Here is a 26,017-nt window from a genome sequence, read left to right as displayed (position 1 = left end):
AACCCCACGGTCAAATCCGAGTTGTTGCATTATATGAACCGGCTGAAGCATGTGGCCTGATCACAAGGCAATGAAATTTATGCAATGATTGGGTTTACCGAGTGGCGCCTTCCCGGAGACGCGCCGCGCCCTTACGGCACCGCACTGGACGACAAGGGCCGGCTGTGGATCGCCGATACCGGGGTGATTCCCAACCACATTCTCGGTTTCGATACCGCGACGGAAAAGTTTATTAGCGCCACTGAGGTACCCAGCGGCGGCAACGTGCGCCATATGATGTTCAATAAGGCGGATGGCAGCTTCTGGTTCGGTGTGGATGCGGGTTATCTGGCGCAAGGCAATCCATAGCTAATAGCTATTAATGAATTTTAATTTATTAAGTTTCCAGGAGGTTTCCGGCCAATTACCATGGTCCCAATGAATTTTGTCCCTCGAAAACGGAGAGTTTGAGCATGAGCAATATCGATATCGATATCGGCATCGGCGCACAGGACAGGGAAAAAATCGCCCAGGGGCTGAAGCGGCTGTTGGCGGACACCTACACCCTCTACCTGCAGACCCACAATTTCCACTGGAATGTCACCGGCCCCATGTTCCGCCAGCTTCACCTGATGTTCGAGGAACAGTACACGGAATTGGCCACGGCGGTGGACGATATCGCCGAGCGGATACGCACCCTGGGCGTAATGGCGCCGGGTACCTACCGCGCCTTTTCCGAACTGGGTTCGATCAAGGAGGTGGAGCAGGTACCACCGGCGGAGGAGATGCTGGAGATCCTCACCCAGAACCACGAGCAGGTAGTCAGAACCTGCCGGGATGCTCTCAAGGCCGCCCAGGCGGGCGACGATGAATCCACCATCGCGCTGGTCTCCGACCGTATGCGGGTGCATGAGAAAACTGCCTGGATGCTGCGGGCGATGACGCAATAATACTTTTGGTATTCAGCATGCGGTATTCGCCACCCGTCCAGGGGCGAACTTTGCGTTCGCCCCTCTGCTTCTGCATAGTCTCCCAATAACCCAATCCTAACCCAATCCCCGATTCTTCCTCCGCGGTGCAAAATTGCTCTTGCACTCGATTACTGTGTGATGCACAGTAAGTACTGTGTGATACACAGTATGGAGGGCGAGGTGACGCTTGCGCCGGACCGGCTGAACAAACTGATTATGGAAATGCGCCGCGGGGTGGTGATCCTGGCCGTGCTGCGGGCGCTGGGCAGTTCCCATTACGGCTATTCCCTGCGCAAACGCTTGGCCGCCATTGGCCTGGAAATGGACGAGGGAACTCTCTATCCGCTGCTCAGGCGGTTGGAGGACCAGGGGCTACTGACCAGCGAGTGGAAGCTCCAGGACGGCCGCAAAAGGCGCTTCTACCGAATCAGTGAAGACGGCGAAACCGCCCTGCAACAGATGGCGGCGGAGTGGCGGAAGCTCAACGGCGCCATTGAACAACTCGGGGAGAAAACGTGATGGATTGGCTGCAACGCTATGTCGATAACGTGAAAACCTATCTGCCGGGCGGGATGCGGGAAGACGTCGGCAGTGAACTTTACTCGGACCTGCGGGACCAGTGCGACGACATGGCCGACAGCCTGGGGCGCGCACCGACGGAAGCGGAGGTGCTGAGCCAGTTGAAACGGAGGGGGCACCCGATGGAGGTGGCAGCGGCCTACCGGCCGCACAGGACCCTGGTCAGCGAGGCTCTTTTCCCTCTGTACATCCAGGTGCTGAAATGGGTGTTCCTGGTGGTGATCATCACCAACGGTGTAGTCACCGCGCTCGGCTTGTTCAGCCAGCCGGAGCCGGACTTTACCCGCGCCGCCGTGCATTGGCTGACCGGCACTTTCGACGCCGGGTTGTACAGCTTTGCCTGGGTGACCCTCGGCTTTTACCTGGCCGGCGAAAGCATCAGCTACAGCGATTTCTTCGGCAAATGGGATCCGCGCAAACTGCCGCGGATCGCCGACCCGGACCATCGCATCAGCCAGTTCGAAAGCGCGGCCGAGCTGGTCGCGATACTGCTCTTTATGGCGTGGCTGAACGATGTCTTTACCTCGCTGCAGGGCGGTGCAAGGTTTGTCTTTAGCGCCGGAGTGCAGACGCTGCTGCCCTGGTTGAATATTGCTGCGGGGCTCAGCATTCTGATGGCCCTGGGCAAGTTGTTCTCCCCCTTCTGGACCCGGGGGAAGCTGGTCGCCGACGCTTTCCTCAATGCCGGCTGGCTGCTGCTGCTCGCGCTGCTGTTCAACCTGGAGCAGGTATTCACTTTTCAGTGGGGCGATACGGCTGCCGACCAGTGGGAAATGCCATTGAAGAACTGGCGGATCATCACCGGCATAGCGCTGGTGATAACCGCCTGGGATCTGCTCAAGAATGTTCGTCTCTATTTGCGTTCGCCCGGCTGAGCGGATGAGGGCGGTTGCTCCTTCGGCTTGCCTGTGACCAACTCGAGAAAGGCCTGTGCCGGCGCCGAGATGTCTCCCCGGCCGCGCAGTAGTACACCGACCGGCTGCGCCACCACCGGCCCCGACAGCGGCAGGCATTTCAACCCACAATCGCGCATCTGGCTTTCGCACAGACTGGGTACTGCACTTACGCCCAGGCCCACACTGACCAATTGGCCGATAGTGCTGAGCTGGTTGGCCTCGCACAGCAGGCGCACCGCTTTTCCGCTACTGGCAAAAGCCTGATCAGTCCAGCGGCGTATCGCGGAGCCGCGGTTCATGGCGATAAAGGGTTCCGCCGCCAGGTCCGCCCAGCGCAGGGACTTCCGCTGTGCCAGCGGGTGGCCCGGTGGCAGCACAGCGACAAAACGATCCTCACCGCAGGGCACAAATTCCAGCCCCGCCAGGTCGTCCGGTCTGAAGCTGATGCCCAGTTCCACACGCCCTTCCAACACCGCCTGCAGCACCCGCTCCATCACGATATCCTCGAGCAGGATGTTGATTTCCGGGTGCAGGTTGTGAAACCGCGCCAGCAGGTCGGGTAGTCGGTTGAAGGCAAAGGCGGGGATCACCGCCAGCGACAGCTGCCCGCGCTGCAACCGGAATCGCTGCTGGATGGCATCTAGCGACTGGTCCCAGGTACGCAGCAGCTGTTCGGCGCGATCGAGGAATTCCCGCCCCTCCGGCGTCAGTGCCAGCTGGCGGCTGTCGCGGTTGAACAGCGGCCCGCCTGCGGCGGACTCCAGATTGCGGATCGCCACCGACAGTGCCGGCTGGGAGATATGCAACTGGGCGCTGGCCTCGGCCAGGCTGCGGGTCCTGGCGGCGGTGACGAAAGCGCGCAGTTGTTTGACGGTGGCGCTCAGGCAAACCTCCTTTTCGGTACCCTGCCCCTTTGTAGGAGCGGCCGTTGGCCGCGATCGATGGTGCTGCGAAGCGAGTTTGATCGCGGCCAACGGCCGCTCCTACAAGGGAGGATTAAGCTATTAAATAAAAGTTAATGAATGTTAAAAAGTTTAAACTGTTTTTAACAGTCAGGCCAAGGCATGATTGCCCCGACAATACAGTCGCCAATAATGTGCGACCCTTGAGAATAATGAACGGACAAGGTCAGCCGAGATGAGCAACAACTCCCAGCCCCTGTGGCAGCCCACGCCCGAAGCCATCGCCGCCACCCAGATGGACCTGTTCCGCCGCCGGGTAAACGAGCGCTACCAGCTCGAACTGGCGGACTATACAGCGCTTTATCAGTGGTCCGTGGACCGGCGCGAGGATTTCTGGAACACCCTGTGGGACTTCGCGGGGGTGATCGCCAGCGAGCGCGGCGAACAGACCCTGGGTAGTGATGAAATGCCCGGTGCCCAGTGGTTTCCGGAGGCGCGGCTGAACTTCGCCGAGAACCTGCTGCGCTACCGGGACGAAAGGATCGCCCTGGTGGAGCGGCTGGAAAACGGCAGCCGCCGGCAGCTGAGCTATGCAGATCTCTATGCAAAAGTGGAGCAACTGGCCGCCGCCCTGCGCGACCAGGGGGTGGGGCAGGGCGACCGGGTGGCGGGCTTTATGCCCAATGTGATCGACACCGTGGTGGCCATGCTGGCCACTACCAGCATCGGCGCCGTCTGGACGTCCTGCTCACCGGACTTCGGTATCAACGGCGTGTTGGACCGCTTCGGCCAGGTGGAACCCAGGGTGCTGTTCGCCTGCGAGGGTTACTTCTACAACGGCAAGATCATCGACTCGCTGCCGCGCCTGAAGGAAATTGCCGCGCGCATCGATTCGCTGGAAAAACTGGTGGTGGTACCGGTGGCGCGCAGTGCCGGGGAAACCGCGGCGGCCATTGAATCCCTGGACAAGGCGGTTGCGCTGGAAGATTTTGTGGCCGCCGCGCCCGGGCGGGCCCTGGAATTCGCGCAGACCGAATTCAACCACCCCCTCTATATCATGTACTCCTCCGGCACCACCGGGGTGCCCAAGTGCATAGTCCACGGCGCCGGTGGCACATTGCTGCAGCACTTGAAGGAGCACCGGCTGCACTGCGACCTGAAGCGCGACGACGCGCTGTTCTATTTCACAACCTGCGGCTGGATGATGTGGAACTGGCTGGTGAGTGGTCTCGCCTGCGGCACTACCCTGGTGCTGTTCGACGGCTCGCCCTTCTATCCCGCAGCGGAGAGTCTGTGGGACATGGCGGACGAGGAGGGCATCAGCGTGTTCGGCACCAGCGCCAAATATATCGCCGCGCTGGAAAAGTCCGGCCGCAAACCCCGCGAGAGCCACAAGCTGGAAAAACTGCGCGCGCTGCTCTCCACCGGCTCGCCCCTGGCCCACGAGGGCTTCCGCTATGTGTACCGGGATATCAAGGCGGACCTGTGCCTGTCGTCCATTTCCGGCGGCACCGACATCGTCTCCTGCTTCGCGCTGGGTAACCCGGTGCTGCCGGTGTACGCCGGCGAGCTGCAGTGCCGCGGCCTCGGCATGGCGGTGGAAGTCTGGAACGAGGAGGGAAAAGCAGTGATCGGGGAAAAGGGCGAACTGGTGTGCACCAAATCCTTCCCCTCCATGCCCACCGGCTTCTGGAACGACCCGGATGATGCCAAGTACCGCGGTGCCTACTTCGAGAACTGGCCCGGAATCTGGGCTCACGGCGACTACGCGGAGATCACCGGGCACGGCGGGATGATTATCTACGGCCGCTCCGACGCGGTGCTCAACCCCGGCGGCGTGCGCATCGGCACCGCGGAGATCTACCGCCAGGTGGAAAAGGTGGAGGAGGTGCTGGAGAGCATCTGCATCGGCCAGGAATGGCGCGGCGACGTGCGCGTGGTGCTGTTCATTATCCTGCGCGAGGGCGTCCAGCTCGACGACGACCTGATCCAGAAAATCCGCAGCACCATCCGGGCGAACACGACCCCGCGCCACGTGCCGGCGAAGGTGGTTCAGGTGACGGATATCCCCCGCACCATCAGCGGCAAGATCGTGGAACTGGCCGTGCGCAATGTGGTGCACGGCAAACCGGTGAAGAATGTGGAGGCGCTGGCGAATCCGGAAGCGCTGAAGCTCTACGAAAACCTGCCCGAGCTGGCGACGGAGTGACGCCCAGACTTCTCCCTCCAGCCAATCCTGTGGCGGCCCTGCTGCCGGTGGCCGTCCGGGAAAAAGCCTCATCGGTCTGTTTACCAGCCGCAGGCGCTTTTCCCGGCCGGCCCCCGGTAGCAGGTCCGCCCCAAAGCCTTAACTTAGCGCCATTCGCATCGGGGCTGGCGCCTGATCGAAGGTGTAGGGGCGACCACCAACCACTCGCCACCAACCACCCAAATACGCTACCCTAACGCGCAATATCAATCCCGAAATCCTCACGGACGAATGCCTATGGTTACCTATCTCTACTGGGCGGCGGTGATCGCCCTCGTCGTTCTCGCCCTCTTCGCCGGTAGCCGCCTGGGCCACCTGGGCAAAGGCGCCATTGTCGCCGGTGTTATTTTCCTGGCCGGCTGGCTCGCTTACTACTTCCACTACCAGCAGGTATTCGTGAAGCGCTTTGGCGGCGTTATGCATATCAAGGTGCCGAATGGACAGCGCCATCTCGGCTCTACTTGGAAGGACGACAATCTGTGGATCGAGAATTTCGATCCCAAGACCAACGAGTGCATCTTTTCCGAATACTCCAAGGGCAACCTGCTCGAAGGACGCGTCATTATCCGCAACTGCAACCCGCTGATGGAGCAGGCTGTCCCCCGGCCGTAACAGAAGAACCGGCGACTCACCGGCGGAAGTATCGGAACAACAGGCGAATCCATTGCGAGTTTTAATTGGTATTCTGTTGGCGGGGTTATTGGTGATACCGCTGCAGCCGGCGCTGGCCGTTCCGTTCTTCGACCGTCTGCCCGGATTTGAAGTGCGCATCCAGGGCAACGAAGCCCTGAGGGAATGGCTGCGCGAGGAGCTGAAAAAACTGCGCAAGGGCAGCAGCCAGCTCAAGGCCTACGAAGACCCCCACGACGTGGCCCGCTACGAACGCGGCTCCCTGGAAAAGTTGCTGCGCTCCCGGGGTTATTACTCCGCCCGCGTGCGCCAGTCGGTGAGCGGCGGCAAGATCCTCTACCAGGTCAACCCCGGCCCCCAATACCGTATCAAGAGTCTCTCCATCGATATGCCGGAACGCCTGCGCCGCGGTTTTGGCGGTGTGCCCCTGCGCGAGGGCGATCCGCTGGAAGCGAAGAAGGTGCTCAAGGGTGTGGAGACGATCGAGAAGTATCTGGGTGAGAATGCCTGCCTGCTGGATATCGATGTCGGTTACCGGGCCACGGTAATCCACAGCGAGGCCGCCGCCCGCCTGGAATATATTGTTGCGCCGAGCCCGGAGGTGGTGGTGGGTGAGGTGAGGATCGAAGGGCTCACCTCGGTGGAGCCGGATTTCCTGCGCAAGAAACTGCAGATCCACAGTGGCGACTGTTTCAGCCGCAGCAAGATCGATGCCGCGCGCCTGCGCCTGCTGCGCACCAACCTGATCGCCGGCGTCAACAGCGAGGTGTCCAGTCCTCACGGAGGCCGGGTGGATATCACCTTCGTGCTGAAGGAGCGCAGTCACCGCACGGTGAAACTGGGGGTGGGTTACACCTCCAGCGAGGGCGCCGGCGTCTCCGCCGGCTGGGAGCACCGCAATGTGCTGCACCGTGGGGAAAAAATCGAGATCGCGAGCAAAATCAACCCGGTGCAGCAGACCCTGAAAGGCCAGCTGCTGGTGCCCCGCTTCCTGCGCGACGACCAAAACTTTTCCGCCAAGACGGAATTCTCCAACGAGGAGCGCGATTCCTACAGCGCCGAATCCCTTACCGTGGGAGCCGCGGTCAGCCGCAAATTGAGCAAGCACCGCACCGCCGGCGTGGGCGCCGAGCTCAAATTCAGCCGGGTGGACGAAGAGGAGGGCACCACCGAGAACTACCGCCTGCTGTCCTTTCCCCTGGGCTTGAAATGGGACACCACCGACAACCTGCTGGACGCGCGCCACGGCGCCACCGCGGCGCTGGAAGTCAAACCCTATGTGGACCTGAACAACGACGACACCCACTTCGTGAAAAGTATCCTGGTGGTCACCGGCTACAAGACCGCGGAACAGGTGCGCTATGAACCCACGCTGGCGGTGCGTGCCAGGGCGGGGATCATTTCCGGTATCGACAACCTGGAGATACCCGCGGACGAGCGCTTCTACGCCGGTGGCGGCGGCTCGGTGCGCGGCTACGGCTACCAGGCCCTGGGCCCGCGCCTGCTGATACCGCCGGAAGAACCGGGCGGCGAACCGACCCTCTCCGATCCCATCGGCGGTCGCGGCCTCAGCGAGATTTCCCTGGAGGGCCGCTTCCGCTTCAGCGACACCTGGGGCGGGGTGCTGTTTGTCGACGGTGGCAACGCCTATGCGGACCCCAGTCCGGATTTTTCCGATCTCTTCTGGGGCGCCGGCGTAGGGGTGCGCTATTTCACCTCCTTCGCGCCCCTGCGCCTGGATCTCGCCGTTCCACTCGACCGCCGCGAAGGCCTCGACGATGGGCTCCAGGTCTACGTCAGTCTCGGCCAGGCGTTCTGATATGTGGAGCGCACTCGCAGCCTATCTCTCCAGTGTCGTCCGCGCCCTGGGCTCGGCGGCGCACAGCCTGTGGCCCGGCCTGGGCGAGCGGCGCTCGCTGCTGTTCAGCCTGCTGCTCGCCCTGCCGCTGGCATTGCTACTGCTACTGGGCACCGAATGGGGGCGGGTGCTGCTCACCCACGGCACCGTTTACGTCACTGAAAAACTGGTTCCCGAACTGAGGATCGAGACGGGGGAAATCGGCAGCGAACACCTGGGCGGCTGGACTTTTTCCCGCTTGAAAATCCACTACGGCTCAGAGGTTCTGCTGGAGGGGCGCGGGCTGGAGGTGGATATCAGCCTCGGCGGATTGATCGGCAACCGTATCGATATCGAGAAGATCGGCGCGGAGGAATTGGTTTTCAATGACGATGTGCTCGAGGAGTTGCTGGAAGCGCAGAGGCAGGCGGCCCGCGATGCGGTCGAGCCAGCCGAGGAGAAAGCTTTTTCCCCGCCCGCCGGGCGCCTCGGTTCGTTGCAGATCGACCGTCTGCAGGTGATCGACCGGCGCCTGGCCGGGTTGCCGGCGGTCTCGGTCAGGTCCAGCGGGCGCTATCTGTGGGAGGGTGAACCGGCGGGGATACAGCTGGAAGTGCGTGAACTGAACGGCGCCGGCCTGCAGCTGATCCTGGAGGGCAGGGAGGTCGAGAACCGGCGCTACGTGCTGGAATTCTCGGCGAAGGAAAATCCCGGGGGCTTTGTCGGTACCCTGTTGCAACTGCCGCAGGGGCAGGCCCTGGACGCCGAGGGGCATATCGCCCTCTGGCAGCCGGGAGACGACCAACTGCTGCTGCATATCGAAAGCTTTTCCCTGCCGCTGGTGCAGCATCGTTTTTCACTCTCCGGCCGCGCGGCGCTGACACTGTCCCCCTGGAAACTGGCCACCGAAGGTTTGCAGCTGCGTGTCGACGACAGCCGGCACCACATTGCCGGCACCGTCAGTGGGGAAATGGTGGACGCGGAAATCCAGTTCAACCGACTGCCGCTGGCGATCTCCCGTCCCTGGCAGGATGTCTTGGAGGGCGGCTATCTCTCCGCCGACCTGAAGATCAAGGGGTCGCTGAAGCTGCCGGCAGTATCCGGCACCCTGGACCTCAACAGCCACTACAGCGGCAAGCCGCTGCGCCTGCAGGGTCTGGTGCAGACCCGGGACAAGATAATCGTTATCGACACCGCCACAGTGACGCTGGCGGACGCGAAACTGGCAGCGCGGGGCAGCGTGGATATCACCGGCGAGTCCATCGATCTGAAGGGGGAAATTCACCGCTTGGCGCTGGACAGTATCCGCGAACTGCTGGCAGCGCTGCCGCAGACCGGGGAGGTGGAAATTCCGCCCGACCTGGGCGGCAGCGTGCAGCGGCTGCAACTGTCCGCCAAAGGCCCGTGGAAAAACCCGGCACTGACCGCACAATTGGATGCCGCCCTGGTCTACCGACAATTGGATGCCCAACTGCGGGCCGGCGCCCGGGGTGATCTCAACCGGGTGATCCTCAGCGAGATCCTGCTGGACAGCGAGCGGTTGCATATCGACGGCGACGGTACTGTGGATATCGCCGGTGAGAGCCTGGACCTGAACCTGAAGGTAAATACAGCGGATTTTCGCCCGGCCGAACAACTGGGCCTGGTCGCCGCCGAGGGTGTCGCCATGGATATGACCGCGCAGATGGATGTCGCCGGTCCCTGGAAAAAACCCCGGCTATCCGCGCGTATCCGGTCCGACGGCAGCTATCGCGACTACCGCTACCAATTGCGCGGCGGTGCCACCGGGGACCTGGACAAGATCGACCTGGACCGGCTGCGCCTGGACCTGTTCGCCGACAGCGGCGCGCGCCGCGTCAGCGCCCAACCCCTGCGCGGCCCCCAGTCGCTGATCTCTGAGCGTTCTCAGCCCGGGAGCCCTAAGCCCGAGGAAAACCCCAGCCCGCAGCAAAGCCGCGTTTCCACCCTGGCCGCGGACGCAGAGCGACTGAGCCGCGATGGCAACGCATGGCTGGAAGTGGACGGCACTATCGAGCCCAGGGCGGCGCGGGCCCGGGGCCGGCTGGCCGGGCGCAATATCCCGGTGTCCCTGGCGGAACTGGCCGGGGTGGCACTGCCCCCAACCCTGGAGGGCGAAATCAGTATCGACGGCGAGTTCTCCGGCCCCTTCGCCAATCCCGAGGCCCACGCCGAGGTCCTGGGGCTGGGAGCTTTTCGCGGCGAGCACTGGCAGTTGCAGGGGGACCTGGCTTACGGCGGTGGCCGGGTGGCGCTGTCGGAAGTGGAACTGGTGTGGGCGGAGCGCAACCAGCTGTCCGCCCACGGCAGCCTGGACCGGCAGCGGCTGGACCTGGAAGTGCGCGGCCGGGCGGTACTGGCGGATTTTGACGAATGGCTGGCGGCGGATATCACCGAACGGGGAGAGGTGACTCTGTCGGCCACCGCCGCCGGCAGCCCGCAGCGTCCCCAGTTGGAAGGCGAGTTCAAGCTGCTGAGCCAGGCGCCGGGCCGCGGTGAATCCGCCCAGTCCCTGGAACTGGTGTTCGACTGGCATACCGAGGGGGAGAACCTGCAAATGACCCTGGACGCCCGCCACGGCGCGCGGCGCGCCATCGATGCCCGCGCCCGGTTGGCGGTGGCGCCGATACTGGAGCAGCTGTTTGCGGACACATCACCCGGCGCGCTGAAGCCGCCGTTGCCGCTGAAACTGGACAGCAGCGGCAGCGCGGACCTCGCGGTGGTAGCGGCATTTATCGACCCGGAGATCCACGCCATGAGTGGGCAGCTGCGTTTCCAACTGAATGCCGACGGCAGTAGTGAGCGTCCGAATATGCACGGCTACGTCGATCTGGAAAACGGCTCCTATGAACACCGCCCCACCAGCACCCGCCTGCGCCGCATCGACTTCGCCGCGCGGCTGACCCCGGAGGCGTGGCGCATCGAGCGGGCCCGAGCGGAGGATACGGAAAAGGGCAGCGTGAGCCTGGCCGGCGCGGTGCGCTTTGCGGAGGGCGTGCCGCCGGTGCTGGATTTCAGGCTGCACGCTGACAGGGCGCACCTGCTCAACACTCCGGCAGTGCGCGGCGCCATCTCCGGCGAACTGGCGCTGACCGGCGACACCGGGGACGCGCAGTTGGCGGGCGTGCTCACTCTGCGGCCCCTTGAAGTGCAGATCGAGCAGTTGATCGGCAGTAGCGTGCCGGAGATCGAAGTGGTGGAAGTGGACCTGGACCTGGAAGGCTCGCAACCGGAGCGGGCGCCGTCGCTGCTGCAGAATATCGCCCTGGCGATACAGGTAGTGCTGGACCAGCAGTCCTACGTGCGCGGCCTGGGGCTGGATTCGGAACTGCGCGGCAAGGTGGATATCGTCGGTACCGCGGCCAAACCGCGCGCCGCCGGCGAGCTGCGCATCGTGCGCGGCAGTTTCGACTTGCTGGGCAAGCGCTTCGAACTGCAGGAGGGGCAGGTGCAGTTCGAAAACAACGAGGCGGCCATCTATGTGAAGGGGGTGCACGAATACAGCGACGGGGAGATTACCGCGGAAATCACCGGCACCACCCGGGACCTGGATGTGACCTTCAGCTCCTCCCCCGCCGCGCCCCAGGACGAAATATTCGCCCAGCTGCTGTTCGGCAAGTCGCTGTCGGACATTTCACCGCTGCAGGCGGTGCGCCTGGTCGGCGTGGTGCGCACCCTGCAGAGCGGCGGCCCCACCTTCGACCCCCTGGCCAAGACCCGCGACCTGCTCGGGGTGGACACCCTGGATATCCAGCAGGAGGAGGCCGCCGAGGGCGAGCAGGACCAGTACGCCCTCAGCCTGGGCAAATACATCACCAACCGCATCTACATCGAACTGCAGCGCAGCACCGACCCCCTCAACCCCTGGCAGGCGGAAATGGAGATAGAGCTAAGGCGCAATCTCAGCCTGGAGATCAAATCCGCCGCTGAGGGGGAAAGTGGCGCCGGCAGTGTGGAGTTGCAGTGGAAGAAGGACTATTAGTTCTGGGGACTCGGGACTTGGCTCCCCTCTCCCCCGCGGGGAGAGGGGCTGGGGGAGAGGGGCGGCGGCATGGCTGCGATCGACCCTGGCAGCACTGTCTTCGCAAGGAAAGCGATGGAAACATTCCGCCCGGACCGGCGCCACTTCATCAAGTTGTGCACCGTCGCCGGCATCTCAATATTCGCCGCGCCGACGCTGTGGCAGCTGAGCCGCGGGCAGCCGGTCGGGAAACAACAGCCGGATTGGCGGGGCCCGGGCGGCGGGCCCGCCTTCCGCACCGACGGCATCGCCAAGGTCACCGGCAATAAAATCTTCGGCCGCGACTTCCGCGCCGTGGACATGCCCGGCTGGCCAGATCGGCAGCACTACGCCTTTGTGGTGCGCTGCAACCGGGTGGAGCGGCGCTTCAGCGGTTTCGACTGGGCGCAGATTCCCACCGGCGCCGAGCCCTACGCCCGCGTCACCGCCCAAACACTGCAACAGCAGGGGATAAAACTGCCGGAATTCTACGGCGACCTGATGTTGCTGCCGGAGGGCGAATCCCCGCGCTACTACGGCCACGCCGTGGCCATGCTGCTGTTCGACAACTTCGAGAAGTACGCCACCGCCAAACAGGCACTGCAATTCAGCAAAGAGTTTATTCGCTACGGCGAGCAGACTCCGCCATTGGAGCGCGACCCCTACGCCAGCTGGCGGATTATCCGCGTGGAGGGCCCGGGTGGGCCCACCGGCGAGGATCTCTACTCGCCGCTGGACGACGGGCTTTTCTTCCCCCAGTACCGCGACCACAAGGCGGTGTGGCCCAGGCACGCGGACCAGGCCGGCAGCGTCAGCGAGCGCGGTATCTACTACGCCGGGCAGATTCGCGAACAAATTGAACAGGAGAGCACCGCGGGTAACTGGCACCTGGTGGAGGGTGAGTACCGCACCCAGATCGTCGAGCCGATGATGATGGAACCGGAGGCCACCAACGGCTGGCTGGACGCCGACGGCAAAACCCTGCATATGGTGCTCACCAGCCAGTCGCCTCAGGACTTCCAGGAAATGGCCGCGCAGTTGGTTGCCCGGAGCAGCTTTGCCGGAAAAATCAAAAACCTGGTGGTGCACTCCGGCTTCGTGGGCGGCGGTTTCGGAGGCAAGGACCACTCGATTTTTCCCTACTACGGTCTGGTGGCCGCGCTGTTCGGCGAGGCGCCGGTGCGCCTGGCCAACAACCGCTTCGAACAGTTCCAGGCGGGGCTCAAGCGCCACCCCTTCCATATGAGGAATACCCTGGCGGTGGATAAAAACACCGGCAAGTTTCAGACCCTGCTGTCGGAAATGCAGGTGGACGGCGGCGGCCGGCAGAATTTCAGCCCCAGCGTGGCCATGGTGGGGGCCAGCGCCATCCAGAGCATCTATTACTTTCCCCGCAACGATATTTCCGCGGTCGCCAACTACTCCGTGAACGTGGACTCCGGTTCCATGCGCGGTTACGGCACCATGCAGACCATGAACGCCATGGAAATGATGGTGAACCGCGCCGCGCAGGAACTGGGTGTGGACCCCATCGAACTGCGCCTGCGCAACGCCACTGAAACCGGCTGGCGCAACACCCAGGGCGCGGTGCCGCAGGTAAAAGTGCGCTATCGGGAAATATTGGAGAGAGCCCGCGCCCACCCCATCTGGGCCGAGCGCGCCAAGCGCAAGCAAGCCTACGAGGAAAAGGAGCCTGGCTATTTCTTCGGTACCGGCTTCGCCATCGCCACCAAGGACTACGGCACCGGCGGCGCGGCTCCCAGCGCCGCGGTGCAGTTCGACGAAAACGGCGAGCTGTCCCTGGCCATCGGCTTTATGGAAATGGGCACCGGCACCCAGACTTCCCAGGCGTTTCTGTTGGAAAAGACCCTGGGCGCACCGGCCAGTGAGTGCCATGTGGCGGAGATCGAAGCCTGGAATGCGTTGCAGCAGTTCCAGACCGAAAGCCCCTACACCATGAGCCAGGCGCACCAGGACAAGATGTCCGCGGACCCCTTGTGGACGCCGGTGGTGGCCATGGCCAGCTCCGCCTCCATGTCCTCCTATTTTCAGAGCCATGCCACCGAACAGGCGGCGGAGATTCTGTTTCACCACGGCCTGCTGCCGGCGGCCCGGCGCCTGTGGCAGGCGGAGGAGATCGATCCTGCCCAGCTGCAGTGGCGCAATGGCGGGCTGCACTATCAACAACTGCCGTCGCTGTCCTTGCAACAACTGGCGCGGGAAGCCCACCGCGGCGGCCTGGTCACCGGAGCCATGGTTCACGCCTTCAATCGCTGGAAGTGGGCGGAGGCGGATTTCGAACTGGACGGCGAAAACCGGACCTGGGTGATTGACGGCTTGGCCCTGCGCCGCGGCCCGAGGAGCGGCAGCGGCGGAACGGGAATAAGCTCGGCGGATTATCAGGTGATCAAACGCCGCGCGGTGCGCTATCCGAAAACCTCCCTCAATAACGCCATGGTCACCTACTATGCCCCCACCGCTGCGCTGGTGGAAGTGGCGGTGAACAAGGGCACCGGTGAGGTGAAAATTATCGGGCTGCAGAATTATATGGAATGCGGCCGCCTGATAGTTCGCCAACTAGTGGAAGGGCAGATCGAGGGCGGCGTGGCCATGGGGGTGGGGCACGCGCTCTACGAAGTGCTGCCGCCCCTGGCCGAGGGCGCCGGCAACGGCACCTGGAACCTGAACCGCTACCAGGTGGCGCTGGCCCGGGATGTGGCGGTGTGGAACCAGCGGCACGAGATACTGGAACCCGGGTCGGAGACGGACCCGCACAAGGGCATCGCCGAAGTGGTGGCAATTCCCATTGTCGCCGCCCTCAGCGAGGCCATTTGCCAGGCTACCGGAATCCGTTTCAACGACACTCCGATCACCCCGGAAATTCTGCGCCGGGCACTCAATCCAGAGGTGTAAATGGCCACTATCCCCGTATCCATGACAGTGAATGGCGAGCCGGTGGCCATGGATGTTCCCGAGTACACCTCGATGCTGGATTTCCTGCAGGAGTATTTGAATCTCACCGGCACCAAGCTGGGTTGCGGAATCGGCGTCTGCCACGCCTGCGTGGTGGTGCTGGAACGGGAGGACGGCAGCCTGGAATCGGTGCGCACCTGTATCAACGGCGTGGGCCGCTTCAACGGCAAAAAAATCCTCACTGTGGAGGGGCAGGCGAAACGCAGCGCCGATGGGGGAATCGAGGCGCTGTCGCCGATACAGCGGGCCTTCCTGCGCCACTTTTCCTTTCAGTGCGGCTGGTGCACCCCCGGTTTTGTCAACGCCACCACCGTGCTGCTAGACCGTCTGAAAAGGGAACCGGTGCCCGCGGACAAACTGGAGGACACCATTACCGAGGCCCTCCATCACCATATCTGCCGCTGCACCGGCTACGTGCGTTACTTCCGTGCGATCAAGGAAGTGATCGAGTCCACCCCCGGGCTGGTGAAACAGGTGGAATAAAATGGCGATACTCTGTTTGGCCGGAATTGTAGGATGGGCAAAGGAGCGAAGTGACGTGCCCATCATCCACCGCTTTTTGGCGCTCTTATTAATAGGTGCTACGGCCTCCGCAGAGACACCGGTGGAAAAAGGCCGCTACCTGGCCGCCACCGGCGACTGCATCGCCTGCCACACCGCCACCGGGGGTAGACCTTTTGTGGGCGGGCGGCCCCTGCCAACGCCCTTCGGCACCATCTATTCGACCAATATCACGCCCGACAGGAAAACCGGCATCGGCAACTACACCCTGGAGGATTTCGACGCGGTCATGCGCCGGGGCAAGGGCCCGCACGGCAACCTCTACCCGGCTATGCCCTACACCTCCTACTACCTGATCGACGGCGAGGATATCGCCGCGCTCTACAGCTATTTCATGCAATTGCCGCCGGTGGAATATTCGCCGCCGAAAAACCGGCTGATCTTTCCCGCCAACCTGCGGGTCGGCCTGAGCGCCTGGAACTGGCTCTATTTTGACGACGGGAAAAAGTTGCCCCAGCCCGGCGACAAGAGTGCTCAGTGGCAGCGGGGCAATTACCTGGTCAACGCCCTGGGCCACTGCGGCGAGTGCCACACCCCGCGCAACTTCGCCCAGGCGATGGAAATGGAACACCGATTCGCCGGCAACGTGCTGGAGGGCTGGGACGCGGTGGATATCCGCCCCCGGGCGTTGCAGCGGCAGGGCTGGACCCGCGAACAACTGATGGAGCTTTTTACCACCGCCAGCAGCGAGCGCGGCACTTTGTTTGGCGAGATGTTCCGGGTCGTGGAGCACAGCCTGAGGCACCTTTCCGAGGACGACCTCAACGCGATAATCACCTACCTGCTGGACGACGGCGAAAGCCGGCCTGTGGATTTTCGCAACCTGGAACAAGCAGCCGCGCGCTATCCGTCCGGGCGCAGGGATTTTATTGCCTACTGCGCCGGCTGCCACGGCCGAGAGGGCGGGGGCATCCTGCTGGACTTCGCCCCGCCGATGGACGGCAACGCCGCCATCCGCGCGCAGAATCCCCACAACAACATTGCAGTGATTTTGCGCGGCCTGCCGGAGCAACGCCTGAGCCGCACCCGCGCCCGCGCCGGCATGCCCGGTTTTCACCGCGAACTGGGCGATGCGCGGGTGGCGGAGCTGGTGAACTTTATGCGCAGCGCCTGGGGCGGCGCCGAAGCCGAGGTGAGTGCGGAGGCGGTGGCGAAAATACGCCGGGAGCTTTCGGATCACGGATACCTGGGGGCACGGGAATAAGTCGCTCTGGCTCGATACAGCTCTTTCGCTCAGCAACTCAAGTTTCGGAGTTCAAAGCTACGAAGGTGGCACAAAGCCGGGTGGGGTAGCCCTTTGCGGGACCGTATGAGACAGGGATGTCGATTACGAGCGTACAGGGATGTATTTACAGCGTGTCCCGCAAAGGGCTACCCCACCCGGCGCCCCGATGTGAAACTTAAGTCAGTAGATCGCAGGGATCGATCCGGTAGAGCGCACAGAGTTCCCGATACAGTTCCGGATGGGCCGCTCGCATTGCCGCGGGTATCACGAAAAAGGATTCCGTAATTACCGCGAAGAATTCCGCGGGGGACTCAGCGCCGTAGAAGTCCAGAACCGGGGGAGAATCCTCACCCTCTCCCCAGTGGTCCCGTTTCCGGCGCAGCAGCTCGAACTCTCGCTTCAGCACCGGGGCCCAGTTTTTCCCCTCGCCGGCACTGGCAAACACCGGCCGCCCGTCGTAACTCCCGTCCTCCTCGTCCAGCTTGTGGGCAAACTCGTGCAGCACCACGTTGCGGCCCTCCTCCGGGTGCTGCATATCCTGCTCCAGGTCGCCCCAGGACAGCACCACCGGCCCCCGATAGTGCGCCTCCCCCTCCCGCGCACTGTGCGCCGTGGTCTCGATATGCTCCTCCACAGTGGTCTCCTGGGCCACGTAAGTACCCGGGTACAGCAGCACGGTGCGCAGATAGGGATAGCAGCGGTTCTCCCGGCCCAGCAACAGCAGGCAGGCAAAACCGGCCACGCAGATACGCATAGGCTCCGTCACCTGCAGCCCGTTGCAGCCGACGAACTCTTTGTCGTGCAGGAACAGGCTCATATTGGCCTGGAGTTCCGCTTGCCGTTCCGGGGGAAGGTGGCGGTAGAGGGGGAGGTTTTCCTCCAGCAGGCGAATTTGCTCCGCGCCCAGAGGCCTGGCGCGCAGGCGATGGCGGCGCCAGCGGTGGTAGTAGATGGGGACCAGCCAGATCAGGATGGCCAGGAGGATTATGGCTAGAAAGGTGGTCATAGGCTATTTTTTGACGGCGGCTTATTACGTCGATGCTACTAGCTACTACTAACTAGAAGGAGCGCAAAAATGATCAGATTCTTGGTTGGTGCTGGCGCCCTCGCACTAAGTGTCTCTTGGGTCCATGGAGCACCCGCGGCTAGTGTGATTGACGAGGACCAGGTCAGCAAGTCGGAACAGGCCGCAAAGAGGTTATTCGCGCTTGACGATAAGATGCAGCAGAATTATGCCGTGACCCAGCGCATGGTCGGGGAAATGCAGTCGCCTGTAATCCTGGCAATGTTCAATGGTGTCGGCGGCAAGTACATCCTGCGTCGTCATGGAAGAGAGGTCGCTGTAGAGCCGGTGCCGGAGCTCTATCAGCAGATGAAGTCAGTCTCGCATACGATCGTCGGCGTGTACGAGATCGTGTCTCCCTACTTCGATAGCCCGGAAGACGGAAATTGGCGGCCGAAGTTAACCGAGTTCAATCAAATGCTGAAAGATGGCCTCGCAACCCTGGATCAGGTCGGCATGCCATCTGAGGTCGAGCAGCATTGTCGGACCATCCTGGAGGGAGGCATCAAGTTTACCGGTAATGCGCTCAAGACTGGCACCTTCTCAGCTGATGACTACTCAGCTTATACGAAGTCGGTCTGGCCCTCCATCGCGGCCAACATCCAGCTTGCAGGCAAGCTGCAGGTCGATCATTTTGAGGATCTCATCACCAAGTGGCGAAAGGAGATGGGCGAAGAAGAATGGTCGAGACTTTATGCTATCGTCGGCACCGCCTGGGCCATGCGGCGGGAGAATGTGCACTTTCAGATCCTTGCTCAGATGATGGGTCGGGAGGCGGTAAATGATCGCCTTATCTTGGCCGAGTCGATTCCAGACGTCAGCGAAGATCAACTGCTCATGCTGCTCGGCCGGATCATCAACGATCGGGGGCTGGCAACCCTTGTGTTTGGTGATGAGTATCGGATGGATGTCGAGTTGATAGGCGAGGCAACCCGTGCCGAAACTGAAAAGAAGGCGACCCCTCATCATCCAGCCCTTGGCACGGACTGGATGCCCTATGAGGAGCACAAGCTGCCGAATGAGGAGTAGGCGTCACAACCTCGCGCTGGCGGCTTTGCTGTGTGTGGGCCCCATGCCTTCCACCCATAGTCTGACAGCGCAGCAAGCGATGCCAGATACGCTGGTCTTCCGGTGCTCGCTGAAGCCTTTGGAGGTTACGTTTGAGATTGTTGGCCGTCATTACAGCGGCCGTGTGAATTGCGGCAACCTGTTTTTGGCGGCCGACATCCCCGATGTGCCCCTCGTCTCGTTCGACTCGGCGGAGGCCGACAAGCTATACACCCTTATGATGATCGATCCGGACGGTGACGCGCATGGGTCGTGGCCGGATTCCGTTCCGCCCGGAAAAAACGCCCCGGTGCGCCATTGGATTGTTGGCAACATCCCAGGACGTGTGCTCGCAAGTGGGTATAGGGAACAAAACGGCGAAACAGACGCCGAAGGCGTGCAGATCCTGGAACCATACCGTTATCCTCATATTCCGGGCGTATCGGATCGCTACGGCCTGTTTGTTTTCGAGCAACCTGGGCGCATCGCGTTTGAGTCTCTGAGCACCTCCGTCGTAAATTTCGACTACCGGGCCTTTATTAACAAATATCGGCTCGGGCAACCGGTTGCCTCAAACTACTTCGTCGCGGTTTATACATCCGTATCGCCGTTCTCGGGCAAACTCTTTCATGGCAACGACGTGGAGGGCATGTGGCATCGGGATCTAGGAGAGGGTGAGCTCGTACCATAGTTGCCCCCCACATCGAGTGGAGCCCAGAACGAGAGCTCATTCGCAGAACAAGGACATACGCCTAGTCGAGGCCCTACAGCCTCGTCGATCGAATGTCAGCCTTGGGTCATGGAGGTGAATTGACCCGGAGCAAGCGAGCCTTCCAAAAATGCCAACTAAATTAGCGTATCCGGATTTGATGACCATTCTTCGTTTAGGGGACTTTAGGGAATTCTGTATTTGCGTGCGAGCCGGTCTATATCCTCCTGTGATCGCCTGCGTCTGGTGCATTTGATTTTAAAGGACTGGCTGACATTGCTGTCGATATCGAGCGGGACCAGTTCCCGGATTTCAGCACAGGTATCTCCGTTTTGAACAAAGGTACCATTGGCGGTCATAAATTCAGTATACCTGGATTTGAATTTTCTCACCTTATTGCGTTCTCGGGCGAGTTTTTTGGCGAGCCTGGGATCGAATACGGTGGAGCGCTCTTTGGCGCCGTCTGTGGTTGGGAGTTGCTGAATAGTTTTTGTGATGGCTTCGTTTTTGTTACTTGTCGCTGGTGCGGCTGCTGTTGCATCGGGTCGCGACGGCGGGCGGTTTAGTTTGTCTGGCTTGTTTTCTTTGGCGGGCTCGGTGCTGGAATCGACTTTTCTGGGTGCTGTTGTATCCGCAGCCGTTTCCGTTTTGTCATTTCTGTAAGGGGCGGCTGTTAGACCTGTTGCCTTATGGTTGTTGTGAACAATGGTAATTTGGATTGGGTCGTTGGCTGGTTCGGTTTTGGACGGCAGAGCGAGGGGAAGTGACAGTAGGGCCATGTGCAAGAGAGTAGCGATCAGCAGGGAGAGGACCAAGCGCGGAGAAAAGATGGTATCGGGTTGTGATTGGGCAGAGTGGTGCACGGGTTGCCTGTGACATTCCTTGGCTGGCTTCCCGTCGGGAAGGCATTTTGAATTTAGTGACTATGAGTTTTGGGGTGGGGGATGGTTCCGTTGTGCGGTGGGGCTGAGTGGTTGGGGGGCGGGGAGGGTGGACTCCAAAAACGCTTTGGCGTTTCTGGACCCTTCGGGCTCGCGGCGGCGCCGCTCGGTCCAAGCTCGCTCTCGCGAGCTTGTCGAACCTGGGGAGGCTAACTCGCGCCATACAAAAAAGGCCCCATCCGTCAGGATGAGGCCTTTTTTGTATGGCGCGCTCGGGAGGATTCGAACCTCCGACCGCCTGGTTCGTAGCCAGGTACTCTATCCAGCTGAGCTACGAGCGCGTTGTGGGTGCGAACTATAGTGAGTTGGCTTTGTCTCGTCAACTCTTTTTTAAGAAAAATATCCTTAAAAATCCGCAGCTTACGGGCTTTCCTGGTCCTTTTGAGGTGCCGGGGAAGCCGGTAGGGCGCGCATTCTGCCCCGGCGTGAGGCGCTTTGCAAGCCCCTGGTTAAAGATAGCCGTTACGGCCGCCGGAGACCTGGCGACCGGGGGGCCACTCCCGGCCCGGCGGGGGGCGGGCCGCGGGGAAACTATACTGGGCCAAGCGACAAGGACTATTTTCATGTGTACGCCGCCCCGGGGCCTGGATGCGTCCCGGGGGCGCGCTTTTGTGCCCGGGTGCCTATGACCGATGAGCCGGATGGCGATAAAGATGTCCGCCCGCAGAAGCCACCGCTGCAGCCGATGCCGTGGGGGCGCTACGTGGTCTGGATTCTTGTCTTCCTGGCGATAACCCAGTTCTGGGCGAACTTTCAACAGCGGGAAGAGCGGCAGCAGATCTCCTATAGCGAGTTCAAGGAAAAGGTCCGCGCCGGCGAGGTGGCCAGCGTGACCCTGAAGGGCGACCGGCTGACGGGAGAACTAAAGCGGGCGGAGAGCCAGCGGGAGCCGGCGGACAAAACCCTACCCCCCACGCACTTTGTCACCACCCTGCCGCCGGTGGAAGATCCGGAGCTGATGCCCCTGCTTGAGGAGCACAAGGTAAACATCGAGGCCAAACCCGGCGACGAGGGTTGGGGGGCGCGGCTGCTGGTGCTGATGCTCCCCTGGATACTGATCATCGGCCTCTTCTGGTACGCCGGGCGCCGGATGCAGGAGCGGATGGGCGGCGTGGGTGGTATGGGCGGCGGGGCGGGGGGGGCTTTTGGGTTTGGCAAATCCAGGGCCAAGCGCTTCGAGCGGGGCGAATCGACAGTGACCTTCGAGGATGTCGCGGGGCTGGAGAACGCCAAGAAGGACCTGCAGGAGATCGCCGGCTACCTAAGGGACCCGGAGCACTACCGCAAACTGGGAGCCAAGATTCCCAAGGGCATACTGCTTATGGGGCCGCCGGGCACCGGCAAGACCCTGCTCGCCAAGGCGGTGGCCGGCGAGAGCGATGTGCCGTTCTACAGTATCAGCGGCTCGGAGTTTATCGAGATGTTTGTAGGCGTCGGTGCCTCGCGGGTGCGGGACATGTTCGAGAGCGCCAAGCGGGAGTCGCCGTCGATTATTTTTATCGACGAGATCGATTCGGTGGGCCGCGCCCGGGGCACCGGCATCGGCGGCGGCCACGACGAGCGCGAGCAGACCCTGAACCAAATCCTCGGCGAGATGGACGGCTTCGACCCGCACGAGGCGGTGGTGGTGATGGCGGCTACTAACCGCCCGGACGTGCTCGACGCCGCACTGATGCGCCCCGGCCGCTTCGACCGCAAGATCACCCTGGACCTGCCGGATAAGCGGGCCCGCCGCTCGATCCTGGAGATACACTCGCGGGAGGTGCCGCTCGACGACGATGTCGACCTGGACCGGATGGCGGCGCTCACGGTGAGTTTTTCCGGCGCGGACCTGGAAAACCTGATCAACGAGGCCGCCCTGCTGGCTGGGCGGGAGGACAAGCCAGCGGTGGATATGGCCTGCCTGCTGCTGGCGCGGGACAAGGTGGTGCTGGGTGGCGAGCGGGAGATGGTGATCGGCGACGACGAGAAGGAGATCATCGCTTACCACGAGGCCGGCCACGCCCTGGCCGCCAGCCTGCTGCCCAACGCCGACCCCTTGGACAAGGCCACCATTATTCCCCGCGGGCGCAGCCTGGGGGCCACCGAGCAGATTCCCGAGGAGGAGCGCCATAGCCTGAGACCCAGCTACCTGCGTGACCGTATCGCGGTGATGCTCGCCGGCCGCGCCTCGGAACAGGTGGTCTTCAACGAAATCAGCACCGGTGCCGAGGAGGATCTCAAGCAGGCCACCACCCTGGCGCGGCATATGGTGACCCACTGGGGTATGAGTGAAAAGCTGGGGCCGGTGGCATTCCGTCGCGGCGAGGAGCACATCTTCCTTGGACGGGAAATGGCGCAACAGAAGGATTTCAGCGAGCACACGGCGCAGATTATCGACGAGGAGATCGGCGAGCTGGTTCGTAAGCTCGAGGGGGAGGTGAGGGAACTGCTGGAGAAGCACCGCGACCAATTGGATATGCTTGCGAAGGCGCTGCTGGAGAAGGAAACCCTGGAGTCCGGAGAGATTCAATCGATTCTCAAGCGGGAAAAAAAACGCAAGGGCTAGAAGTGCTCTTGGCTATCGGCACGAGGTTTCAGGCCATCCATTCGTACCCGGTGAAAACCATTTCTGAGGAAAGAGATAACTACTCACGCCTGTGACACGGAGCCGAGGCCTGGGCGGCCGCTGCTAGCGGTAGCCGTTCGTTCATTAGCCGCAGGCGCTTTTCTCGAACGGCTCCCGGTATCAGGGCCTTCGCATCAAGGTCCGGTAATCTTTTTCTGAATCTCGAATCTCGAATCTCGAGTCCCGAAGGCGAGCAGTTACAGGGAAAGAATGATTTCGATCGCAACTCAGTCGGCCTGGCAGCGGGGGCAGTGCCAGGCGGTGCGGCCGGCGGCCGACAGGCTTTTCAACGCTGTGCCACAGGCGGGGCAGTGCCCGCCCTGTTTACGATGTGGCAGGAGAAATTTGTCCGGCATCCGCTCCGGTTCGGCTTTCTTTTCTATGGCCGTTTTCAGTACGGAGCTTATTGTGCGGTAGAGTTGCTTGCGGTCCTCTTCGTCGAGATCCTGGAGGGAATGTTTAGGGTGAAGGCCCGTCTGGAACAGTATTTCGTCGGAATAGATATTGCCGATGCCCGCCAGGCTGTGCTGGTCCATCAACCAGGACTTTACCTGGCCGCGGCGTTTGGAGAGCTTCTGAAGGAATTGTTCCTCACTGATGTCCAGTGCATCCTCTCCCAGCTCCCTCGCCTCGATCCATTCCTCCGGTGAGTCCGCCAGGGCGATGCGGCCCAGTTTGCGCGGTGCCGTGTAGACGAGTTGATGATCGTTTTCAAATTCGATGGATAGCCGCGTGTATTGGGGCCTGCCCGCATCCTTTTTCGAGTAATGCAGCGATCCGGACATGCCGAAATGCAGCACCAGCCATCGCTCGCCGGTGTCCGCGAACAGGTATTTTCCATGACGCCTGGTGGACTGGAAGTCGCGGCGCTTGAGGGCGCGCCCCAGGCCCTGAGGCGAGGTCTCGAACAGCAGCGCGGGTTCCTCCACATGCACTCGGGAGATGCGCTGGTGCAATGATGTGGCGTTGAAGTAACGGCGGAAGTTTTCGACGTCGGGTAGTTCAGGCATGGCTATTTCTTGAAGAGCTTTTTCAATTCTTTAAGGGAGCGGCAGTTGATTACGTCCTTGGCTTCGAGCCAGCCCCGTCGGGCCTGGTCTACACCGAAGCGCATATAGTTCAGGTTGGAGCTGCTGTGGGCATCGGTGGCGATGGATATTTTTACCCCCATTTCCTTGGCCATTTTGCAGCCGTCGTCGGTGAGGTCCAGGCGCTCCGGCTGGGCGTTGAGTTCGATAAAGCAGCCGGAATCCCTGGCGCCCCGCAGAACTTTTTCCAGGTCGATTTCGTAGGCGTCCCGTTCGTTGATCAGCCGCCCGCTGGGGTGGCCGAGGATACTGAAGTAGTCGTTGTCCATGGCCTTCAGTATGCGCTCAGTCTGTTTCTTCCGCGACAGGTCGAATTTGTGGTGTATCGAGCCGACGACGTAATCCAGCTTTTTCAATACGCTATCCGGCAGGTCCAGGGAGCCGTCTTCCAGGATGTCCACTTCTATGGATTTTAGCAGGACGATATCGTCGAGTTTCTCGTTGAGCTTGTCGATTTCCTCGATCTGCTCCAGCAGGCGCTTTTTGTTCAGGCCCTTGGCTACCGTAAGCCGTTTTGAATGGTCGGTGATGCCCAAGTATTCGTAACCCAGTTCCGACGCCGCCTGCGCCATTTCCTTCAATGTATTGCGGCCGTCGGTTGCCTTGGTATGGGTGTGCAGATTGCCGCGGATATCTTCCAGGGTGATCAGTTTCGGCAGCTTGCCTTCTTTTGCCGCATCCAGTTCGCCGCGACTCTCGCGTAGTTCCGGTGGGATATAGGGAAGGCCCACCTTTTCGTAGACCGATTTTTCGGTCTCGCCGGCGATGCGCTTGCCACCCTTGAAAACGCCGTACTCGTTGATCTTGTAGCCCTTCTTGACGCCCATTGTGCGCACGGCGATATTGTGCGACTTGGAGCCGGTAAAATAGTGCTGCGCGGCGCCGTAGCTCACCTGGGGCACCACCCGCAGGTCCACCTGCATCCCGGAACGCAGGTAGACGGTGGAGCGGGTCTTGCCCTTGGATACCACTTCGTCCACTTCGTCGTAGTCGGTGAAGTGGCCCATGATCGACGATTCGCCTTTTTTTCCGGTGAGGCCTCTTTTCGCGGTGACCAGTATATCCAGGTCGCCAACTGTCTCCTTGCGCCGGCGGTAGCTGCCGGCGATGATGATGTCCTTGATCCCCTCGGCTTTTTTCAGGTATTCGACCAGTGGTTTGGCGATGTCCTCCGCGTCCATCAATTTGGTGCGCTCCTGGCCGCCGGCATAGCGCTCGATATGCTTGCGGATTTTCTCCTCGCTCTTCTCCCCAAAGCCGGATACCTCGCGGATCTTGCCATCCTGTGCGGCGGTTTTGAGATCGTCCAGGCTTTTGACTTTGAGTTTCTTGTACAGGGTCTTGACCCGTATGGCGCCCAGTCCTTCGATTTTCATCAACTCGCTCAGCGCCGGGGGCGTGCGCGATTCCACTTCCTCCAGCAGTGGCAGCTTGCCGGTTTCCACCATAACGTGGATTTTCTCCGCCAGGTCCTTGCCGATGTCCGGAAGCTCGGACAGGTCTTCCCCGTCCTCCAGCAGATCCGACATGCCTCTCGGATAGCCGCGCACCGTGCGCGCGGCGTTGCGGTAGGCGCGCACGCGAAAAGGGTTGGCGCTTTCGATTTCCAACAGGTCGGCCAGTCTTTCGAAGCTGTCGGCGATTTCGCTGTTGTGCATCGGCATGGCAAGTTTCCTCAGGAATCAATAGCGCTGAGTCAAGGCCTTGGGTGGGCCTGCTACCGGGGGTTCTTTGCGGGACAC

The 26,017-nt window shown here is 61.7% G+C and carries 19 protein-coding genes and 1 tRNA gene; 14 read left to right on the top strand and 6 right to left on the bottom strand.

Annotated features, from left to right (window positions below):
• The first annotated feature begins 84 nt into the window (after positions 1 to 84).
• The 4 genes from FHS09_RS08630 (at position 85) to FHS09_RS08615 (ending at position 2,404) form a co-directional block, all read left to right on the top strand.
• Positions 85 to 348 (top strand): hypothetical protein, encoded by a 264-nt coding sequence (locus FHS09_RS08630; RefSeq protein ID WP_183458778.1) that lies wholly within the window; start codon positions 85 to 87, stop codon positions 346 to 348.
• Positions 349 to 452: 104 nt separating this feature from the next.
• Entirely contained in the window at positions 453 to 929 is a 477-nt protein-coding gene (locus FHS09_RS08625; protein ID WP_183458776.1) for a Dps family protein, read from the top strand.
• A gap of 177 nt (positions 930 to 1,106) precedes the next feature.
• A complete protein-coding gene (locus tag FHS09_RS08620; RefSeq protein ID WP_343057448.1) occupies positions 1,107 to 1,469 on the top strand; it encodes a PadR family transcriptional regulator in 363 nt (120 codons plus the stop codon).
• Complete coding sequence (locus FHS09_RS08615; RefSeq protein ID WP_183458774.1) at positions 1,469 to 2,404, top strand: hypothetical protein; 936 nt, start codon at positions 1,469 to 1,471, stop codon at positions 2,402 to 2,404. Before FHS09_RS08620 ends, FHS09_RS08615 begins: the two co-directional genes overlap by 1 nt.
• Here FHS09_RS08615 and FHS09_RS08610 read toward each other — a convergent pair.
• Positions 2,383 to 3,399 carry a LysR family transcriptional regulator gene (locus tag FHS09_RS08610; RefSeq protein ID WP_246394668.1) on the bottom strand — a complete coding sequence of 339 codons (1,017 nt, stop codon included), beginning with the start codon at positions 3,397 to 3,399 and terminating at the stop codon, positions 2,383 to 2,385. The genes FHS09_RS08615 and FHS09_RS08610 overlap by 22 nt on opposite strands.
• Before the next feature lie 163 nt (positions 3,400 to 3,562).
• On the opposite strand from FHS09_RS08610, the gene FHS09_RS08605 reads away from it, so the two are divergent.
• The 7 genes from FHS09_RS08605 to FHS09_RS23235 all read left to right on the top strand — a co-directional run bounded on the left by FHS09_RS08605 (position 3,563) and on the right by FHS09_RS23235 (position 16,798).
• On the top strand, positions 3,563 to 5,536 hold the full coding sequence (locus tag FHS09_RS08605) for an acetoacetate--CoA ligase (RefSeq protein WP_183458772.1): 1,974 nt from the start codon (positions 3,563 to 3,565) through the stop codon (positions 5,534 to 5,536).
• Positions 5,537 to 5,812: 276 nt separating this feature from the next.
• A complete protein-coding gene (locus FHS09_RS08600) occupies positions 5,813 to 6,187 on the top strand; it encodes a hypothetical protein (protein WP_183458770.1) in 375 nt (124 codons plus the stop codon).
• Between the two features lie 52 nt (positions 6,188 to 6,239).
• The gene (locus tag FHS09_RS08595) at positions 6,240 to 8,024 is read left to right on the top strand and encodes an autotransporter assembly complex protein TamA (RefSeq protein ID WP_183458768.1); all 1,785 of its coding nucleotides are present in this window, start codon (positions 6,240 to 6,242) and stop codon (positions 8,022 to 8,024) included.
• A gap of 1 nt (position 8,025) precedes the next feature.
• Positions 8,026 to 12,042, top strand: a complete 4,017-nt coding sequence (locus FHS09_RS08590; RefSeq protein WP_183458766.1) for a translocation/assembly module TamB domain-containing protein — start codon at positions 8,026 to 8,028, stop codon at positions 12,040 to 12,042.
• A gap of 114 nt (positions 12,043 to 12,156) precedes the next feature.
• A complete protein-coding gene (locus tag FHS09_RS08585) occupies positions 12,157 to 14,973 on the top strand; it encodes a xanthine dehydrogenase family protein molybdopterin-binding subunit (protein ID WP_183458764.1) in 2,817 nt (938 codons plus the stop codon).
• Positions 14,974 to 15,516: a (2Fe-2S)-binding protein gene (locus FHS09_RS08580; RefSeq protein ID WP_183458761.1), complete on the top strand. Its 543-nt coding sequence runs from the start codon at positions 14,974 to 14,976 to the stop codon at positions 15,514 to 15,516. It abuts the gene before it with no gap.
• A 55-nt stretch (positions 15,517 to 15,571) separates the two neighbouring features.
• Entirely contained in the window at positions 15,572 to 16,798 is a 1,227-nt protein-coding gene (locus FHS09_RS23235) for a c-type cytochrome (RefSeq protein ID WP_183458759.1), read from the top strand.
• Between the two features lie 196 nt (positions 16,799 to 16,994).
• Here the strand turns inward: FHS09_RS23235 and FHS09_RS08570 are convergent, their stop codons facing one another.
• Entirely contained in the window at positions 16,995 to 17,825 is an 831-nt protein-coding gene (locus FHS09_RS08570) for a M90 family metallopeptidase (protein WP_183458757.1), read from the bottom strand.
• Between the two features lie 144 nt (positions 17,826 to 17,969).
• Here FHS09_RS08570 and FHS09_RS08565 point away from each other — a divergent pair, with 144 nt between their 5' ends.
• Together FHS09_RS08565 and FHS09_RS08560 are read left to right on the top strand one after the other, a co-directional pair.
• A complete protein-coding gene (locus FHS09_RS08565) occupies positions 17,970 to 18,911 on the top strand; it encodes a hypothetical protein (RefSeq protein ID WP_183458755.1) in 942 nt (313 codons plus the stop codon).
• Positions 18,912 to 18,990: 79 nt separating this feature from the next.
• Positions 18,991 to 19,620, top strand: coding sequence for a YbhB/YbcL family Raf kinase inhibitor-like protein (locus tag FHS09_RS08560; RefSeq protein WP_183458753.1), 630 nt, complete (start codon positions 18,991 to 18,993; stop codon positions 19,618 to 19,620).
• 203 nt (positions 19,621 to 19,823) lie between these two features.
• Here FHS09_RS08560 and FHS09_RS08555 read toward each other — a convergent pair whose 3' ends face one another.
• Positions 19,824 to 20,501: a hypothetical protein gene (locus FHS09_RS08555; RefSeq protein ID WP_183458751.1), complete on the bottom strand. Its 678-nt coding sequence runs from the start codon at positions 20,499 to 20,501 to the stop codon at positions 19,824 to 19,826.
• Positions 20,502 to 20,783: 282 nt separating this feature from the next.
• Positions 20,784 to 20,860: transfer RNA gene (locus tag FHS09_RS08550), tRNA-Arg, on the bottom strand.
• A gap of 344 nt (positions 20,861 to 21,204) precedes the next feature.
• Here FHS09_RS08550 and ftsH point away from each other — a divergent pair.
• Positions 21,205 to 23,127, top strand: a complete 1,923-nt coding sequence (ftsH, locus tag FHS09_RS08545; RefSeq protein ID WP_183458749.1) for an ATP-dependent zinc metalloprotease FtsH — start codon at positions 21,205 to 21,207, stop codon at positions 23,125 to 23,127.
• Between the two features lie 287 nt (positions 23,128 to 23,414).
• Here the strand turns inward: ftsH and FHS09_RS08540 are convergent, their stop codons facing one another.
• Both FHS09_RS08540 and polX read right to left on the bottom strand, forming a co-directional pair.
• Positions 23,415 to 24,197: an Fpg/Nei family DNA glycosylase gene (locus FHS09_RS08540; protein ID WP_183458748.1), complete on the bottom strand. Its 783-nt coding sequence runs from the start codon at positions 24,195 to 24,197 to the stop codon at positions 23,415 to 23,417.
• A 2-nt stretch (positions 24,198 to 24,199) separates the two neighbouring features.
• Positions 24,200 to 25,939 carry a DNA polymerase/3'-5' exonuclease PolX gene (polX, locus tag FHS09_RS08535; protein ID WP_183458746.1) on the bottom strand — a complete coding sequence of 580 codons (1,740 nt, stop codon included), beginning with the start codon at positions 25,937 to 25,939 and terminating at the stop codon, positions 24,200 to 24,202.
• Positions 25,940 to 26,017: the final 78 nt, after the last annotated feature.

It is taken from the genome of Microbulbifer rhizosphaerae, from assembly GCF_014191725.1.
GTDB lineage: Bacteria > Pseudomonadota > Gammaproteobacteria > Pseudomonadales > Cellvibrionaceae > Microbulbifer > Microbulbifer rhizosphaerae.
This window is presented reverse-complemented; position numbering and strand designations above follow the sequence as displayed.